Below are 16,520 nucleotides of genomic sequence, written 5' to 3'. Positions count from 1 at the left end.
TCGCGTGAGTTATCCCTGCCAGGCGATAGCTTCAATTTCTACTTTAACGTCCTTTGGCAGCCGGGCGACCTCTACGCAAGAGCGCGCCGGGAAAGAAGCGTTACGCTGAGTGAAGAACGCCGCGTAGGCATCATTAATGGCGGCGAACTCGTTCAGATCCTTGACGAAGATAGTCATCTTACAAATATTGGCGACCGTCAGGCCGCCGGCCTCAATGATTGCCTGAATATTCTCGAGGCTCTGTCGGGTCTGGCCTTCGGCGCACTCGGGAATAGTGCCCGTTTGCGGATCGATGGGTAGCTGACCAGATGTAAAAATAAAATTTCCGCTGCGCACGCCCTGGATATAGGGGCCAATTGCCTGCGGCGCATTTTCTGTCGCGATAGCCTTAGTCATAGCAAATCCTTTAAGAATATTGAGTTAAAGAGTGAAGCCGACAATTAAATAAACAATGAGCGCCAGCCCGCCCGTCACCAGCGCATAAGGCAGCTGGGTGCGAATATGTTCAATATGGTCACAGTTGGTCGCCATCGATGCCACGATGGCATCACTGGAGATAGGCGAAGTCATATCACCAAAGATTGAGCCGGAAATCGCCGCGCCGATCATAAAGTGCGGATCGATGCCTAAGGACACGCCGAGCTGGACGCCAATTGGAATCATGATGGCGAAGGTTCCCCAGGAGGTACCGGTGGCCAGCGACATCACCGCGGCAATCAGGAAGATAAAGCCGATCGAAAAGCCGGATGGAATAACGCCGGAGGTTATCGAAGCAATATACTGTCCGGTATTCAGTTCCGCCGAAATATGCCCCATCAGGAAGGCCAGAATCATGATTGAGCTGATTTTCACCATACTGGCGTAGCCGATATACAGCTCTTTAAAAAAGTTTTCTACGTTCAGAATACCGCGCAGGCGAAACCAGATAAAAGAGACGACGGTGCCAAACATAACGCCGGAGTAGACCGACATGGAGCCGCTGCCTTTGGAGAATTGTCCCTCGCCGGTGATATATAGCACTACCGGCACCATAAGTACGGTGGAAAGGATTGGAATAAAGAAGTTGAGCAATGAGTTGCAGGCCGGATGGTCAATCACCGGGTCCGCTTCCTCTTCGCCATGCTCTTGTTCTATTTCCGTCTGGACCGTTTCAAACTTAACCTCCGCCTTTTTCATCGGCCCCCAGCTACAGCCGGAGAGGATATAAAAAAGCACTGAGGCTAATGAAAACCAGGCCATCGTATTCCAGACCATCGAGCTTGCCAGCACTTCAAATGGCTCGCCGGTCAGGTAGCCTTGCGCAATCTGGACGCCGATAACCCCCATCATCGCCGCTCCCCAGCCGTTGATCATCACCGACGAGCAAACGGACACGCAGGAAGTCTGGATAATATAGGACATCTTTTCCGGCGAGACTTTATAGCGCCGGGCAAGGTTTTTCGTTGATGCGCCGGCAATCAGCTGGTTTATCGAACTCTCGATAAAGATTAACGATGTCACCACCATCGCCAGTAGCTGGACCGACTTTTTATTGGTGACGAAATCATTTTTCTCCGAAAGAAACTGCACCAGCTTTCGCACGCCGCCGGTGACCACAATCAGCCGCATAATGCCGCCGATCATCACCATAAAAATAATCGTTCGCGCATTACCGGCGGAGGCAAAGGTTTCAATAATTCCGTTCAGCGTGCCGCCAACGCCCTGGATAATGCTGTGGTGAATCACCGCATAGCCGACAAAAATACCGGTAAGCAGAGAGAGGATCACCTGGCGGGTCAGAATCGCCAGAATAATGGTGACCAGCGGAGTAATTATCGTCCAGATGCCATAATCATGCATGATGGTTATCCTGTTTGAGGTCCATAGCGGCGAAGGCAATATCCAGGTCCTGGAGTAAGTCATCGATATGTTCAATGCCGACGGAGAAGCGCAGCGTCGTGTCATAAACGCCGATCGCTTCCCGCTCCTCTTTTGACATCGAACCGTGGGACATTGAGGCCGAATGGTTAATCATGCTCTCTACCCCGCCCAGCGATTCCGCCAGCACAAAATAGTGCAGACCGCCGATAAAGCGTTTCAGGCTCTGCATGTCTCCCTTCAGGGTCGCGGTCACTACCGCGCCGCCCGAACGCATTTGCTTCTTGCATAGCTGATGCTGAGGATGCGACGGCAGCCCCGGATAATAGACGCTGGCAATCGCCGGATGGTTTTCCAGATATTCCGCCACGCGCAGGGCATTACTGCACTGACGCTCCATGCGCAAATCCAGCGTTTTCATACCGCGCAGGGCAAGGTAAGCATCAAAGGGCGAGGCAATAGAGCCGATCGTTGTTTTAATAAAATCGAGCCTCGAGGCGAGCGCTTCATTATTGGTAATAACCGCGCCGCCTATTAAATCAGAATGTCCGCCAACATATTTACTGGTGGAGAGCATGACCATGTCCGCCCCCATTTCAAGCGGTTTATGGTTCCAGGCGCTGGCAAAGGTATTATCAACGCAGGTGGTAATGGCGTGTTCTTTAGCAATACGACACACTTTCGCGATATCGACCAGTTCAAGTAATGGATTGGTCGGCGTTTCAATCCAGATTAAGGCGGTATTTTCCTGAATATTCGCCATCAGGCTCTGCTCATCGTTCAGATCGATATAGGAAATTGTGGCGCCGGTGGTGTGCGTTTTTAATTTCTCAAACAGCCGCCAGGTTCCGCCGTAGACGCCCTTCATCGCAATAATGTGTGCGTCTTTGGGCAATAGTTCCATCACGATATTGGTGGCCGCCATTCCCGATGCGGTAGCGGTGGCATATATCCCCCCCTCCAGCTCGGCAAGTGCGGATTCATAAGCTTTACGCGTTGGATTGGAAACCCGGGAATAACAAAAATCGCCGCCTTCATAAAGGTTAGGCTGGATAAAAGAGCTGGCTGTGACAATCGGGGTAAATATAGCGTTGGTTACCGGATCGGATTGGCTTCCAGCATGAACGGCCAGGGTAGCAATATCTTTAGTTCTGGTTTTCATAGGATATACTCAAACTATTATTAGTCATAAATATCGTGAGTTCTTATTTACGTGGTCAGCGAAGTTGGCACATAAGACTGCCGCCAAAACTCCGTTTAATAGCCAAAAAATAAACGGTCATATAATCATCAACATCGTGATTTGCGTTCTTCGACCACCATTAAAATGTATATTAGGCGCGGAAGAAAATCTTACCTATTTTCCCTCTAATCCGCGAATAATGGAGAAAATTGTTCTCTGCACGAAAAAATCACCCACCATTAACTGATTGATAAATAAAACATTGAATTTAAAGGGTGATGTTAATCACAAAAATATGGGGGAAAACTTACTCTTTAACCGCCTGCGGCCACGAAACGATTTTTCTCATACTGGTGCCAGCGATAGGGTTCCTGAGTTCCCTCATTTACGCGCTATGCAGAATGAGTTAGAGCTATTTGCGGCGCAATGCTGTATGGTCGTAAGCCCTTAACTCAGGAAATATCATATGTCAGAACGCAAAGACGCTAAAACTCGCCGTAATTATCTCGTAAAATGTTCCTGCCCTAACTGCTCTCAGGACTCAGAACACAGCTTCAGCCGAGTACAAAAAGGTGCTCAACTCATCTGCCCCTACTGCCATAAATTTTTCCAGTCCTCTGCAAAAACCGCTGCTTAATTATCCCTTGTCAGAAGCCGATTATTGCGCATGATTGCACAATAATCAGCCAGCGCTGATGGCGTTTTTTTGGCAAAGTAAAAGCCCGCAAGCGCGGGTTTTATTTCGATTTGCATAGACTTCCCACTCACTTACTGTATAGTCGTGCCGGTTTTCATATTTAAAAGGTATTTATTTGTTCCAAAAAATGACAGGTATTGTCAAAACATTTGATAATAAAACAGGCAAAGGCCTGATCATCCCCTCCGATGGTCGCAAAGACGTACAGGTTCATATTTCCGCACTATCGCCCGGCGAGCCAACCACAATCAGCCCCGGCATCCGCGTCGAATTTTGTCGAGTCAACGGACTGCGTGGCCCGACCGCCGCCAATGTTTATCTTTCTTAAAACACAGTATAAAACGTCAATAGCTGCTGAATAAGTCACCTCGCCGGTTAAAACATGGCCAGGAAATGCTTCACCGTGCGCGAACGCTCGTAGCGTCGCCAGGCGATAGCAATATCGGTTTTTAGCGGCGCGCCCGCCAAAGGGTGGTAGCTGACGCCAGGTAGCGTGATGCAGGTCATCGACTGCGGCACCAGCGCAAAGCCGAATCCGGCTTCCACCATGCTGAGCGACGACGATATTTGCGATGATTGATAGGCTCGCTGCACGTCAATACCGGCGCGCAGATAGCTGTTGAACACCAGCTCATACAGGCCAGGGGCCACTTCGCGCGGAAAAAGAATCGGCGCCACGTCGGTAAGCTGCTCGAGCGCGAGTTCATCGCATGACGACAGCGGATGCGAACGCGCCAGCGCGATCACCATCGGCTCCTGATCGATAATCCGCAGATTAAAGGCTTTACTGCTTTCACAAGGCAGGCGTACAAAAGCAATATCCAGCTCCGCTTCGCCAAGCGCCCCCATCAGCGTCGCCATATTGCCCTCGATTTGATGCAGCGTTACCGCCGGGTAACGTTGTTGGAACTGCTGCAGCAGGCTAAAGATCTGCGGATGGAAGGCATCAGAACTGGTAATGCCCAGCGCCAGCCGACCGTTCAGTCCGCGGGCGATCCCTTTCGTCTTTTCGAGCGCCGCATCGCTCAGGGCGAGGATCTGGCAGGCATCCTCATAGAACGACTCCCCCGCTTCCGTTAGCTCAACGCCGCGCGTTAAACGGCGGAAAAGCGGCGTGCCAATTTCCCGTTCAAGCCGTTGAATTTGTTGGCTTAAAGGCGGCTGTGAGATACCAAGTTCTTTTGCCGCTTTAGTGAAATGTCGCGCCTCGGCGACGGCAACAAAGTAGCGCAGATAACGAAGTTCCATATCGAAAACGTCTCAAACAAGCATAGATTCTATATTGGAACTGTGAGCTGAATCGCGTCAACATTTATTTAACCTTTCTGATATTCGTTGAACGAGGAAGCGGGTAATGAACCATTCTGCTGAATGCTCTTGTGAAGAGAGCCTGTGTGAAACTCTACGAGGGTTTTCCGCGCAACATCCCGATAGCGTCATCTACCAGACCTCTCTGATGAGCGCGCTGTTGAGCGGCGTTTATGAAGGCAATACCACCATCGCTGATTTACTCACCCACGGCGATTTTGGCCTGGGAACCTTTAATGAACTGGACGGCGAGCTGATCGCGTTTAGCAGCGAGGTATACCAGCTGCGCGCCGACGGCAGCGCCCGTAAAGCCCGAATGGAACAGCGCACGCCGTTTGCGGTGATGACCTGGTTTCAGCCGCAGTATCGTAAAACGTTCGATAAACCGGTGAGCCGCCAGCAGCTGCACGACATTATCGACCAGCAAATACCCTCCGATAATCTCTTCTGCGCCTTGCGCATTAACGGTCATTTTCGTCATGCGCATACCCGCACCGTACCGCGCCAGACCCCGCCCTACCGGGCGATGACCGACGTGCTCGACGACCAGCCTGTGTTCCGCTTCAACCAGCGCGAAGGGGTACTGGTCGGCTTCCGTACCCCGCAGCATATGCAGGGCATTAACGTTGCCGGCTACCACGAACATTTCATCACCGATGACCGTCAGGGCGGCGGTCATCTGCTCGATTATCAGCTCGACCACGGCGTGCTGACCTTTGGCGAAATCCACAAATTGATGATTGACCTTCCTGCCGATAGCGCCTTCCTGCAGGCGGATCTGCACCCGGACAATCTAGATGCCGCCATTCGCTCAGTCGAAAACTAAGGAGATTCTCGTGGATAATCAACATCAACCTCGCCAGTGGGCGCATGGCGCCGACCTGATCGTCAGCCAGCTGGAGGCCCAGGGCGTTCGCCAGGTCTTCGGCATTCCGGGGGCAAAAATCGATAAGGTCTTTGATTCGCTACTGGACTCCTCAATTCGCATTATCCCGGTACGCCACGAGGCCAACGCCGCCTTTATGGCCGCTGCGGTTGGCCGCATCACCGGGAAAGCGGGCGTCGCGCTGGTCACTTCCGGCCCCGGCTGCTCCAATCTGATTACCGGTATGGCCACCGCTAACAGCGAAGGCGATCCGGTGGTGGCGCTGGGCGGTGCGGTAAAACGCGCCGACAAGGCCAAACAAGTGCACCAGAGTATGGATACGGTGGCGATGTTCAGCCCGGTAACCAAATACTCGGTGGAAGTCACCGCATCCGATGCGCTGGCGGAGGTCGTGTCTAACGCATTTCGCGCCGCCGAGCAGGGACGGCCGGGAAGCGCCTTCGTCAGTCTGCCGCAGGATGTCGTCGATGAGCCAGTCCACGCCAGGGTGCTGCCCGCCAGCGAAGCCCCGCAGACCGGCGCGGCCCCGGACGACGCCATTGAGCGAGTGGCGAAGATGATTGCCGTGGCAAAAAATCCGGTATTCCTGCTCGGTCTGATGGCCAGCCAGACGGAAAACAGCGCGGCGCTCCGCGAATTGCTGAAAAAAAGCCATATCCCGGTCACCAGTACCTATCAGGCCGCCGGCGCGGTAAATCAGGACCACTTTACGCGCTTTGCCGGACGGGTTGGGCTGTTCAATAACCAGGCCGGGGATCGGCTATTGCATCTCGCCGACCTGGTCATCTGCATTGGCTATAGCCCGGTGGAGTATGAACCGGCGATGTGGAATAACGGTAACGCCGCGCTGGTGCATATCGACGTACTGCCCGCTTATGAAGAGCGCAACTATACCCCGGATATCGAGCTGGTCGGCGATATCGCTGCCACGCTGCACAAACTCTCCGGGCGTATTGACCACCAGCTGGTTCTGTCGCCGCAGGCCGCGGAGATTCTTGTTGACCGCCAGCACCAGCGGGAACTGCTCGATCGCCGCGGCGCGCAGCTAAACCAGTTTGCGCTTCATCCGCTGCGCATCGTTCGCGCCATGCAGGATATCGTCAACAGCGACGTAACGCTGACCGTCGATATGGGGAGCTTTCATATCTGGATCGCCCGCTATCTCTACAGCTTCCGCGCTCGTCAGGTCATGATTTCCAACGGTCAACAGACCATGGGGGTGGCGCTGCCGTGGGCGATTGGCGCCTGGCTGGTGAACCCGCAGCGCAAAGTGGTTTCGGTTTCCGGCGACGGCGGTTTCCTGCAATCCAGTATGGAGCTGGAGACCGCCGTAAGGCTAAAAGCTAACGTCCTGCATATCATCTGGGTCGATAACGGCTACAACATGGTGGCAATTCAGGAAGAGAAAAAATATCAGCGGCTATCCGGCGTTGAGTTCGGACCGGTGGATTTTAAAGCCTATGCCGAAGCCTTCGGCGCCAGAGGGTTCGCGGTCGAGAGCGCCGCCGCCCTTGAGCCGACGCTGCGGGCGGCGATGGACGTCGATGGCCCCGCCGTGGTCGCCATCCCCGTCGATTACAGCGACAACCCGCTGCTGATGGGCCAGCTTCATCTCAGTCAACTACTTTGAGTCACTACAGAAGGAATCCAGCAATGAAAAAAGTCGCACTCGTGACCGGCGCAGGCCAGGGTATCGGTAAAGCTATCGCCCTTCGCCTGGTTCAAGATGGCTTTGCCGTGGCCATCGCCGATTATAACGATGCCACCGCACAGGCGGTTGCTGACGAAATTAACCAGCACGGCGGCCAGGCGCTGGCGGTGAAGGTCGATGTCTCGAAACGCGATCAGGTTTTTGCCGCCGTTGAGCAGGCGCGTAAGGGCCTTGGCGGTTTTGACGTGATCGTTAACAACGCCGGGGTCGCGCCCTCTACGCCTATCGAAGAGATTCGCGAGGACGTCATCGATAAAGTCTACAATATCAACGTTAAGGGCGTTATCTGGGGCATTCAGGCCGCGGTAGATGCGTTTAAAAAAGAGGGCCACGGCGGCAAGATCATCAACGCCTGCTCCCAGGCGGGCCACGTGGGTAACCCGGAACTGGCGGTCTACAGTTCAAGCAAGTTTGCCGTGCGCGGCCTGACGCAAACCGCCGCCCGCGATCTGGCGCATCTGGGAATTACCGTTAACGGCTACTGCCCGGGGATCGTCAAAACCCCCATGTGGGCGGAAATTGACCGTCAGGTTTCCGAAGCGGCGGGCAAACCGCTGGGCTACGGAACCCAGGAATTTGCGAAACGCATTACCCTCGGTCGTCTTTCCGAACCGGAAGACGTCGCGGCCTGCGTCTCTTATCTGGCCGGTCCGGACTCCAACTATATGACCGGTCAGTCGCTGCTGATCGATGGTGGTATGGTATTCAGTTAATAATAAATAAACTCTGACATGGTTTGCCCCGGCCTAAGCGCCGGGGCTTTTTTTCAGCCTTTCGGGAAGATCCACAGATCGTTGACGGGCAAGGTAAGATGGCAACGTTCGGCATCGCGCAGTGCGCTACCGTAGGCACGAATAGCGAAATCATCGCCTTCGGTGCGAAACAGATACTCCCAGCGGTCGCCGAGATACATACTGGTCAGCAGCGCTAATTCCAGCATGTTCTCTTCAGGCGAGGAGGCTATGCGCAGGCGTTCAACACGAATGATCGCCGTTGCTTCCGCCCCCACGCTGACCCCTTCCCCGGCCATTCCCCACAGTGCCCAGCTGGCGCCCTCAATGCGCGCCCGACCGTTATCCAGATCGGTGACGGTGCCGTGCAGCCGATTATTGCTGCCCATAAACTCGGCGGCAAACAGCGTTCTCGGGCTGCCGTACATCTCCTGCGGCGTTCCCTGCTGCTCAATGACGCCGTTATTGAGCAGCAAAATGCGATCGGAAATCGCCATCGCCTCATTCTGATCGTGGGTCACCATCAGCGCCGACAGACCCAGCTTGACGATCAGCTCGCGCAAAAAGACCCGCGCCTCTTCCCGCAGCTTAGCGTCGAGGTTCGACAGGGGTTCATCCAGCAGAATGACCGGCGGGTTATATACCAGCGCCCGGCCGATGGCCACGCGCTGCTGTTGTCCTCCGGAGAGCTGATGCGGGTGGCGATTGCCAAGATTCCCCAGGCCCAGCTGATCGAGTACGCTCTGCACCCGCTGTTTGATCTCCGCGGCGGCGACCTTACGTAGCCTGAGGGGGTAAGCCACGTTCTCAAATACCGTTTTATGCGGCCACAGGGCGTAGGACTGGAACACCAGACCCAGGTTACGCTCCTCCGCCGGAATTTCACTACGCGGGTTGCCGTCATAAACGCGGGTTTTACCGATAGCGATCGTGCCGCTGGTGGGCTTCTCCAGCCCGGCGACCGCCCGCAGCAGCGTGGTTTTTCCGCTCCCCGATGGACCGAGCAGCGAGACGACTTCCCCCCGCCTCAGCTCCATAGATACGCCCTTCAGTACCGGGTTATCGCCGTAGGTCAGATGCAGGTTTTCTACCGATAATTCAATCATGTAATTTCACTCCAAAGCGCAGGGCGATGCCCAGACCCACGACCACCAGCAGGATATTAATAAACGAGAGCGCGGCGACGATATCGATAGCTCCCGCCGCCCACAGCGACACCAGCATCGAACCGATAGTTTCCGTTCCCGGAGAGAGCAGATAAACCCCGGTCGAATATTCGCGCTCGAAGATAAGAAACATCAGCAGCCAGGAGCCAATCAGGCCATAGCGCGACAGCGGCACCGTGACGTGGCGGGTGATCTGCCCGCGCGATGCGCCGGTACTGCGCGCCGCCTCCTCCAGCTCAGGCGCCACCTGCAGCAGCGTCGAGGAGATGAGCCGCAGGCCGTAGGCCATCCAGACCACGGTATAGGCCAGCCAGACGCTAAAAATGGTATTACGCAGCGCGCGCAGCTGAACAATCAGATGGTCGCGCAGCCACTCAGCCACCGGCAGCGCCGAGAGCCAGCCGTTTTTCAGCGACTGATCCAGCCACATCGGCAGAAACAGAAACACCCACAAAAATGCCAGCCCGGCCAGCAGCCCCGGCACCGCACGCGGCACCAGCACGCTGTAGTCGAGAAAGCGCGTGACGTTATCCGGTTTGCGGTGCATCGCGATGCCTACGAACAGATAGCAGACCACCGCCAGCGCGCCGCCGATGACCCCAATCGCCATAGAGTTAACGATGGCGCGCAGCAAATTCGGCTGCTGCCAGATGTTGCGAAACGTCGCCAGCGAGAGTTCATCCCACAGCGGGACGCCAACCCCCCAGTTCGAAATAAAGGCCCGCAGCGCAACGCCGATCAGCGGTACGCCGATGGTAACCGTTAACCAGGCCACCACGACGATACCGGCGACCCAGCGCCATTTCCCCAGCGGCAGCGCCCGGGCCTGCGATGCTTTCCCCTTCATGGTGACAAAGCGGTTGGCGGTACGCATCAGGCGGCGCTGGAGCATCACCAGCGGAATGGTGATGCAGATCAGCACCACCGCCACCGCTGCCATCAGATGATAGGAAGGCGTGCCGAGCTTGTTGGTCAGTTTATAAAGATAGGTGGCCAGCACCATATTGCCTTCCGGGTCCCCCAGCACCAGCATCAGGCCGAAGACTTCCAGGCCGAGAAAAAACAGCAGTACGCAGGCATAGAGTATGGACGGCCGTACCATCGGCAGGCTCACCGAGGTCATGACCTGCAGCGGCGATGCGCCAACCGTTCGCGCCGCTTCTTCCACATCCGAACCGACGCTGCGCAGCGCGGAAGAGATATAGAGATAGGCGTGTGGAACGTGCGTCAGTCCGGCGATCGCCACGATGCTGAACATCGAATAGATATTCCAGGGCACAAAACCGATCAGCTGCTCCGCCCATTGCGAAAAGAAGCCTACTGGTCCCGCCGCCACCACGTAACCAAAGGCCAGCACCATCGGCGATACGAAAATCGGCACCAGAATTAGCGGCTCAATAATCCGTCTGCCGGGTAAATCGGTGCGCACCATTAAAAAGGCGAGGATCCCGCCGAGAGGAATGGCGATCGCCACCAGGCCGAAGGCGAGAATAAAGCCAGATTTTAGCGCCAGATAAAAATCCGGATCGGTAAAGATAAATTCGAAGGCCTCAAGGCTAAATGCCTTCGAGCGGGCAAAAAAGGGTGCCGAGAGAAAGCTCTGCACCACGATAAATAGCAGCGGGACATAAATGGCCAGCGCCGTTATCAGGACAACAATTCCGCGCGGCAACCCCTGCCACTTTCGGCGTAAAATATTCATAAGCGATCCCTTTAAACCTGGCGGGTATCATGTGGGCTGCGCATCCTGAAAAGATGCGCAGCGCCGGAGGGTTATTTCGCCGCGGCGGTGCGCCACTGTTTGATAAATTCCAGGCGTTGTTTCGGCTCAAGATACGCCAGCAGCGTTTCATCGACCGGAATGGGCTTCAGCGCGCTGCCGAGCATTTTGGTCATACCGTCGATATCATTTTTACCTTCGATATCATTGCGCAGGGAGGGAATATCGGCCTGGTTCGCCAGGATGCTTTGCCCCTTTTCCGAGAGCACGTAATCAAACCACAGCTTCGCCGCATTCAGATGCTCGGCTTCTGCGGTAATAAACGAGACCCGCGAGAGCACCAGCACATAATCTTTCGGGTACGAGATACCCAGCGAAGGGTCGTTTTTCGCCCGCGCCTCCGCGTATGAACCGAGGATGTTGTAGCCAATCAGGTTTTCCCCGGAGGAGACGCGCTCCATCATCGTCCCGGTGGACGATTGCACGGTCAGCCCGCCTTTCGCCATTCCCGCCAGGTCGTCAAAGTAGTGAGCATCGGCTTTACTGTCCTGAACCGCCAGCATAAAACCCAGGCCCGATTTTTCAATATCGTAGGTAGTGACCTTGCCCTTGAACTTATCAGCCTGACTGGCGATCAGCTTCGCCAGCGCGGTGTGCGAATCAGGAACATCCCCTTGCGGGATCAGGCGCTTATTATAGATAAAGACCACCGGTTCATAGGTGGTGCCGTAGGCTTTTTGCTGCCAGACCGCCCATTTCGGCAGCTTATCTTGTTCCGGGGAGGCATACTGTTCCGCATAATCGGTGGCAAGCTTCAGCGCCGTATCCATTGAAGAGCTCCAGACCACATCGCCGCTTCCGCCGCCCGCTGCCTGCTCGCTGATATAACGGTTGTACAATTCGGTACTGTTCATATCGTTATATTCAACTTTAATGCCGGGATATTGCGCTTCAAAACCTTTAATTAACGGACCTGCGGCCTTAGTATCCGTGGTTGAGTAAATCACCACCTTGCCTTCTTTAATCCCCGCATCCACGACCTTTTGATAATCCGCCGGATAGCCCTGAGGGAGCGCAGCAAAGGCCTGACCGGAGAATATGGCCGTCAGTGAAATCACTAAGCCACTAATTTTCATATACATAAAATCAACCTTTAAGCATCATTTATTAAATGTAAATTTAACATATAGCGTGACGTAAGAACCTTGCAACGCCTGGGAATGTTTTTTTACGGCTTTTGTGACGCTGACGTAATTTAAATGATGGTGATTGAGATTTGGCAAAAGCCTAAAACGTTGAGGTGATGAAATATTAAGAAAAGATTAAGTTTTTCTGTTTTTAAACCTGCCGAATAAGGCATTCTTAAATAAACGAATAAAACTTGTTGGCGCAGGACGCGGTAAATCGCTGACTTCCATATCATGAATGGCAGCGGCTAATAGCCGACGCTACGGAGTCAGTATGTATAAGCGAAAACTCCCGGGTCGCGGCTGACGCCTTATCCGGGCTACGGGACCGCTGACGGTGTGAATCCGTAGCCTGGCTAAGCGCAGCGCGGGCCGGGTGAACGCTAAGCCGGTGCATTTGGCTTCACACCTGTCCCGGAGGCGGTGCTGACGCACCTGTCCGGGCTACCGGCCCGAGAACCTGTAGCCCGGCTAAGCGCAGCACGAGCTGGGGAATTTACCGTTGCGCCAGCTGGCGCAAAACCGTTCGTAGTTCATCGGGCTTACGCATCCCCTGATGCCAGTCCAGCACCCTACCGTCGCCATCAATTAATATTGATGTTGGCGTACCGATAACCTGATAGCGCTCCTGAGTTATTTTCAGCCGATCGCGCAGCACCGGATAGCTAATCCCATGCTTCGCCAGCAGCGGCGCGATATCCACGGTATCCGGATCGGTATTCACCCCCACCACCACCAGCTTATCCGGCCAGCGCTGGCTGAGCGCCTGCAGGGTATCCATCTCCGCCAGACAGCCGCCGCAGCCTGCGGACCAGAAATTAAGATAGACCGCCTTCCCTCGCCAACGATCGAGGCTGACCGGCGACTCCTGTAAATCGAATGCCGCCAGCGCAGGCGCCGTTTCGCCGCGAGCCAGCTTCTCTTCTTTGCAGCCGCTAAGCAGCGCCAGCGTCAGAAACAGCATCACTTCAGGCATGCGCATGATGATTCACCTCCTCGCCGAGATACTTTCCGTGCTGCAAACGCACGATGCGGTCAGCGAATTGACCCAGCGCCGGATTGTGGGTCACCATCACAATGGTTCGCCCCTGGCGGTGTAAATCTGTCAGCAGATCCAGCACCCGCTGCTCGTTCTCTTCGTCAAGGTTACCGGTCGGCTCATCGGCAAAAATAACCGGCGGCTCGTTAACCAGCGCCCGGGCAATGCAGACGCGCTGCTGTTCCCCGCCCGACAGCTGGCTCGGTAAATGGGTCACGCGATGCTCAAGTCCCACCTGAGCCAGCACCGCTCTGGCGGCGCTCTCATCCACCACGCTGTGGTAATGCTGCGCCAGCATGATGTTTTCCAGCGCCGTCAGAAACGGGATGAGATGGAACTGCTGGAAGACGAGGCCAATTTTCTGCGCGCGAAAGCGACGGCGCCCCTCTTCATCCAACGCCGCGGCGTCGGTGCCATCCAGGATCACCTGTCCTTCACTGGCGGTATCCAGACAGGTAAGAATGTTCATCAGGGTCGTTTTGCCGGAACCGGAGGCGCCCATGATGGCAACAAACTCGCCGCGTGCGATGCGCAAATTAATATCCTCCAGCGCCGTAACTTCCCCGAACCGCTTATATAAATGACGCGTTTCAATCGCCATTTGACGCAAAGACGTGACGGTCATGGCGTTACTCTCCTTTCAGCACTTTCGCCGGTTCGACGCTCACCGCGCGCCGCACCGGAACAATGGCCGCCAGCAGGGCGACCAGTAAAGACAGAACCAGGGTCAGCGGCAGCACCGGCAGACGCAGCGAGATGCTGGCGTTAAACACCGTTAGTCCCAGCAGCTGCGCCAGCAGATAGCCCAGCCCCCAGCCGCAGACCACCGCCGCGAGGGTAATAATGCTGGTCTCCAGCAGCATCTGGCGGGTAATATCGCCGTTGCTGGCGCCCAGCGCTTTTTGCAGCGCAAACTCTTTCGCCCGCTCACCGACAATCGCCATCAGGGTGGTGTTAACGCACAGGGACGACAGCGCGAGGATCACCATCGACACCAGCCCCATCAGCCCCTTAATTTTATCCAGCACCTGCCCCTCGGAAGCCGACACTTTGCGCACCGGACGAATCTCAAGGTTCGGGTACTGATGCTGCAGCTGGCTGGCATAGCGCTCCACCTGGCCCAGGTCATTGCTGACGCTAAGCAGCCCGTGACTGATCGCGCCGGGCTTTTGCAGCCAGGACTGCGCCACATCGAGGCTGACGATCAGCATATTGTCGGTCGCGTCCCCCGCCTCTACGATGCCTTTAATCAGCAGCGTCTTACGCCGGCTATGGTCTACCAGCGTCACGCTATCGCCAACATTCAGTGCCAGGCGCTGCGCCAGTTTGACGCCAATCATCGCGTTGCGATCGTCAAAGCTGACGCCGATCCAGCTGCCGTTGACCTGCCAGTAAGGCACCAGCTTTTGCAGCGACTCAAACCACACCCCGACCATCACCACTTTCTCCAGCTCAGTACGCGCCGTACCGTACAGCCACGGACTGGCGCCGTGAATCAGGCCCGCCGGCGCGCCATCAAGAATGGCCTGAAGCTCCGGCTGCGGCATGCTGGCGCCGTGGCCCGGACCAATATAAAAATTGGCGCCGAAGGTGCGCAGCTCTTCGCTCATTTTGCTATTGATATCGAACCACACGGCGGAGAGTGCGGTCACGATGGTCGCCCCTACCGCCAGCGCGGCAAACACCACGCTGACCCGCTGCATTCTCAGCCGCAGCGCTCGCCACACCAGCAGCCACAGCATGTCGCGCTTAGCGGCCATATAGCACCTCCACAGGGTAAAGACGAGCGATCCGGCGGGCCGGGAACCAGGTACCGATTAAAGCAATCAGCACCGCTATCACCAGCACGCAGGGCACCACCACCCAGGCAAAATTCAGCGGCGTAGCAAACAGCATCAGGCCAATAGCCTTTGCCAGCCCCCAACCGGCGATACAGCCCAATGCGCCGCCGACCAGGCCGCCCAGCGCCGCCTCAAGGTAAAACAGCAGCAAAATTTGCCACTGGCGGGCGCCCAGCGCTTTCATGAGACCAATCTCTTTGGCGCGCTCCATAATCGTGCTGGTCATCAACGAGGCGATGCCCATCGCCGCCGCAGCCAGCGCGGCCAGAGTCACCACCCCCATCAGCAGCTGAATTTTGTCGATAACCACACCTTCCGAAGCAGCAACCTGCCAGACCGGACGCACCTCGGCGCCGGAAATGGCCTCTTCCAGCTGGTGGGCGATGGACGATACGTAGGCGGTGCAGTACCAGAGATCGTACTCTTCGGCATTCAGCGCCTCGAGATCCTCACGGGCACGGCGCGACAGCTCGTTCTCCGGTACCGTCAGCGCCGAGACGCGGATCGCCTGCACTTTTCCCGGTAGACCGAGCAGCTGCTGCACGACGCTAAGCGGCATCACCAGTTGGTTATCCTCATCGCCGCCGCTGGACAAAATACCGCTCACCTGGACGTTCAGCACCCTATCCGCAACGTTGAGGGCCAGGCGATCGCCGGGCTGCCAGCCGTAGTTTCGCGCCAGCGCGTGACCGACCAGCGTTTGCGGCGTCTCGCCGACCGGCTCCTGCGGCCATGCGCCGGTCACCTGCCAGAAGGGGCTGACCGTCCGCTGTCCGGTCTCGTACCCCTCTTCATCCGGGATACTGACCGGCTGGCTAAAAAAAGTGCCCAGCACGCGAATATCCTGTCCTGCAACGTTTACCTCGCCGCCGAGCATCGGGGCAAAGCCAACGATGTTATTGCGCCAGAAAATATCTTTGATGTTCGGCAGCTCGGATTCATCAAGAAAGTCGTCGCTGGCCAGCGGGTTGCTTTGCTCGCTGAACAGCGCGGGCAGCGCCGCCTGCCCGGCGGGCTCAATTAAAATATTGGCGCCGTAGGATTTCAGCTCGCGGGACATCTTGTCGCCGATATCGATAGAGACCGCCAGCAGCGCCGAGATCAGGCTGGTCGCCAGAAACACGGTCAATACCGCCAGCGCTTTGCGCCGCAGGTTGCGCCCCCACGACTGGTAGATCATTCGCCACAGCATGG

16 protein-coding genes are annotated in these 16,520 nt (G+C 56.0%); 5 read left to right on the top strand and 11 right to left on the bottom strand.

Translation table 11 applies throughout. The features are described 5' to 3' along the window. Positions 1-9 precede the first annotated feature (9 nt). Genes KO1_RS03290 through KO1_RS03280 form a run of 3 tightly spaced genes read right to left on the bottom strand, consistent with a single transcriptional unit; the run spans position 10 to position 3,019 of the window. Positions 10-396: a RidA family protein gene (locus tag KO1_RS03290; protein ID WP_004102792.1), complete on the bottom strand. Its 387-nt coding sequence runs from the start codon at positions 394-396 to the stop codon at positions 10-12. Positions 397-420: 24 nt separating this feature from the next. Then, positions 421-1,839: a Na+/H+ antiporter NhaC family protein gene (locus KO1_RS03285; protein ID WP_004102794.1), complete on the bottom strand. Its 1,419-nt coding sequence runs from the start codon at positions 1,837-1,839 to the stop codon at positions 421-423. Then, the gene (locus KO1_RS03280) at positions 1,832-3,019 is read right to left on the bottom strand and encodes a trans-sulfuration enzyme family protein (protein WP_023321146.1); all 1,188 of its coding nucleotides are present in this window, start codon (positions 3,017-3,019) and stop codon (positions 1,832-1,834) included. Before KO1_RS03280 ends, KO1_RS03285 begins: the two co-directional genes overlap by 8 nt. 487 nt (positions 3,020-3,506) lie before the next feature. On the opposite strand from KO1_RS03280, the gene KO1_RS28585 reads away from it, so the two are divergent. Further along, complete coding sequence (locus tag KO1_RS28585) at positions 3,507-3,677, top strand: YnfU family zinc-binding protein (RefSeq protein ID WP_213799282.1); 171 nt, start codon at positions 3,507-3,509, stop codon at positions 3,675-3,677. 175 nt (positions 3,678-3,852) lie between these two features. Continuing rightward, positions 3,853-4,065, top strand: a complete 213-nt coding sequence (gene cspF, locus KO1_RS26820; protein WP_016810065.1) for a cold shock-like protein CspF — start codon at positions 3,853-3,855, stop codon at positions 4,063-4,065. Between the two features lie 47 nt (positions 4,066-4,112). On the opposite strand, the gene KO1_RS03275 is transcribed toward cspF, so the two are convergent. Further along, positions 4,113-4,985, bottom strand: coding sequence for a LysR family transcriptional regulator (locus KO1_RS03275; RefSeq protein WP_004102798.1), 873 nt, complete (start codon positions 4,983-4,985; stop codon positions 4,113-4,115). Positions 4,986-5,091: 106 nt separating this feature from the next. Between KO1_RS03275 and budA the strand changes: the two genes are divergently transcribed. The 3 genes from budA to KO1_RS03260 are packed head-to-tail and all read left to right on the top strand — an operon-like array spanning position 5,092 to position 8,355. After that, on the top strand, positions 5,092-5,871 hold the full coding sequence (gene budA / locus KO1_RS03270; protein WP_004102800.1) for an acetolactate decarboxylase: 780 nt from the start codon (positions 5,092-5,094) through the stop codon (positions 5,869-5,871). A 10-nt stretch (positions 5,872-5,881) separates the two neighbouring features. Continuing rightward, positions 5,882-7,561 carry an acetolactate synthase AlsS gene (gene alsS, locus KO1_RS03265; RefSeq protein WP_004102803.1) on the top strand — a complete coding sequence of 560 codons (1,680 nt, stop codon included), beginning with the start codon at positions 5,882-5,884 and terminating at the stop codon, positions 7,559-7,561. A gap of 23 nt (positions 7,562-7,584) precedes the next feature. Further along, on the top strand, positions 7,585-8,355 hold the full coding sequence (locus KO1_RS03260) for a (S)-acetoin forming diacetyl reductase (protein WP_004102805.1): 771 nt from the start codon (positions 7,585-7,587) through the stop codon (positions 8,353-8,355). A gap of 53 nt (positions 8,356-8,408) precedes the next feature. On the opposite strand, the gene KO1_RS03255 is transcribed toward KO1_RS03260, so the two are convergent. The 7 genes from KO1_RS03255 to KO1_RS03225 form a co-directional block, all read right to left on the bottom strand. Further along, complete coding sequence (locus KO1_RS03255; protein WP_032728370.1) at positions 8,409-9,479, bottom strand: ABC transporter ATP-binding protein; 1,071 nt, start codon at positions 9,477-9,479, stop codon at positions 8,409-8,411. Beyond that, a complete protein-coding gene (locus KO1_RS03250; RefSeq protein ID WP_004113515.1) occupies positions 9,472-11,241 on the bottom strand; it encodes an ABC transporter permease in 1,770 nt (589 codons plus the stop codon). The genes KO1_RS03255 and KO1_RS03250 overlap by 8 nt, the downstream gene beginning before the upstream one ends. 71 nt (positions 11,242-11,312) lie before the next feature. After that, the gene (locus KO1_RS03245; protein ID WP_024274300.1) at positions 11,313-12,401 is read right to left on the bottom strand and encodes an ABC transporter substrate-binding protein; all 1,089 of its coding nucleotides are present in this window, start codon (positions 12,399-12,401) and stop codon (positions 11,313-11,315) included. A 541-nt stretch (positions 12,402-12,942) separates the two neighbouring features. Further along, positions 12,943-13,428: a TlpA family protein disulfide reductase gene (locus tag KO1_RS03240; RefSeq protein ID WP_004102810.1), complete on the bottom strand. Its 486-nt coding sequence runs from the start codon at positions 13,426-13,428 to the stop codon at positions 12,943-12,945. Beyond that, complete coding sequence (locus KO1_RS03235; RefSeq protein ID WP_004102812.1) at positions 13,415-14,110, bottom strand: ABC transporter ATP-binding protein; 696 nt, start codon at positions 14,108-14,110, stop codon at positions 13,415-13,417. The genes KO1_RS03240 and KO1_RS03235 overlap by 14 nt, the downstream gene beginning before the upstream one ends. Before the next feature lie 4 nt (positions 14,111-14,114). Then, positions 14,115-15,245 carry an ABC transporter permease gene (locus KO1_RS03230; RefSeq protein ID WP_004102814.1) on the bottom strand — a complete coding sequence of 377 codons (1,131 nt, stop codon included), beginning with the start codon at positions 15,243-15,245 and terminating at the stop codon, positions 14,115-14,117. Beyond that, positions 15,235-16,518 (bottom strand): ABC transporter permease, encoded by a 1,284-nt coding sequence (locus KO1_RS03225; protein ID WP_004113521.1) that lies wholly within the window; start codon positions 16,516-16,518, stop codon positions 15,235-15,237. Before KO1_RS03225 ends, KO1_RS03230 begins: the two co-directional genes overlap by 11 nt. Positions 16,519-16,520 lie beyond the last annotated feature (2 nt).

Origin of the sequence: Klebsiella oxytoca NBRC 105695, assembly GCF_001598695.1 — a bacterium.
Classification (GTDB): domain Bacteria; phylum Pseudomonadota; class Gammaproteobacteria; order Enterobacterales; family Enterobacteriaceae; genus Klebsiella; species Klebsiella oxytoca.
This window is presented reverse-complemented; position numbering and strand designations above follow the sequence as displayed.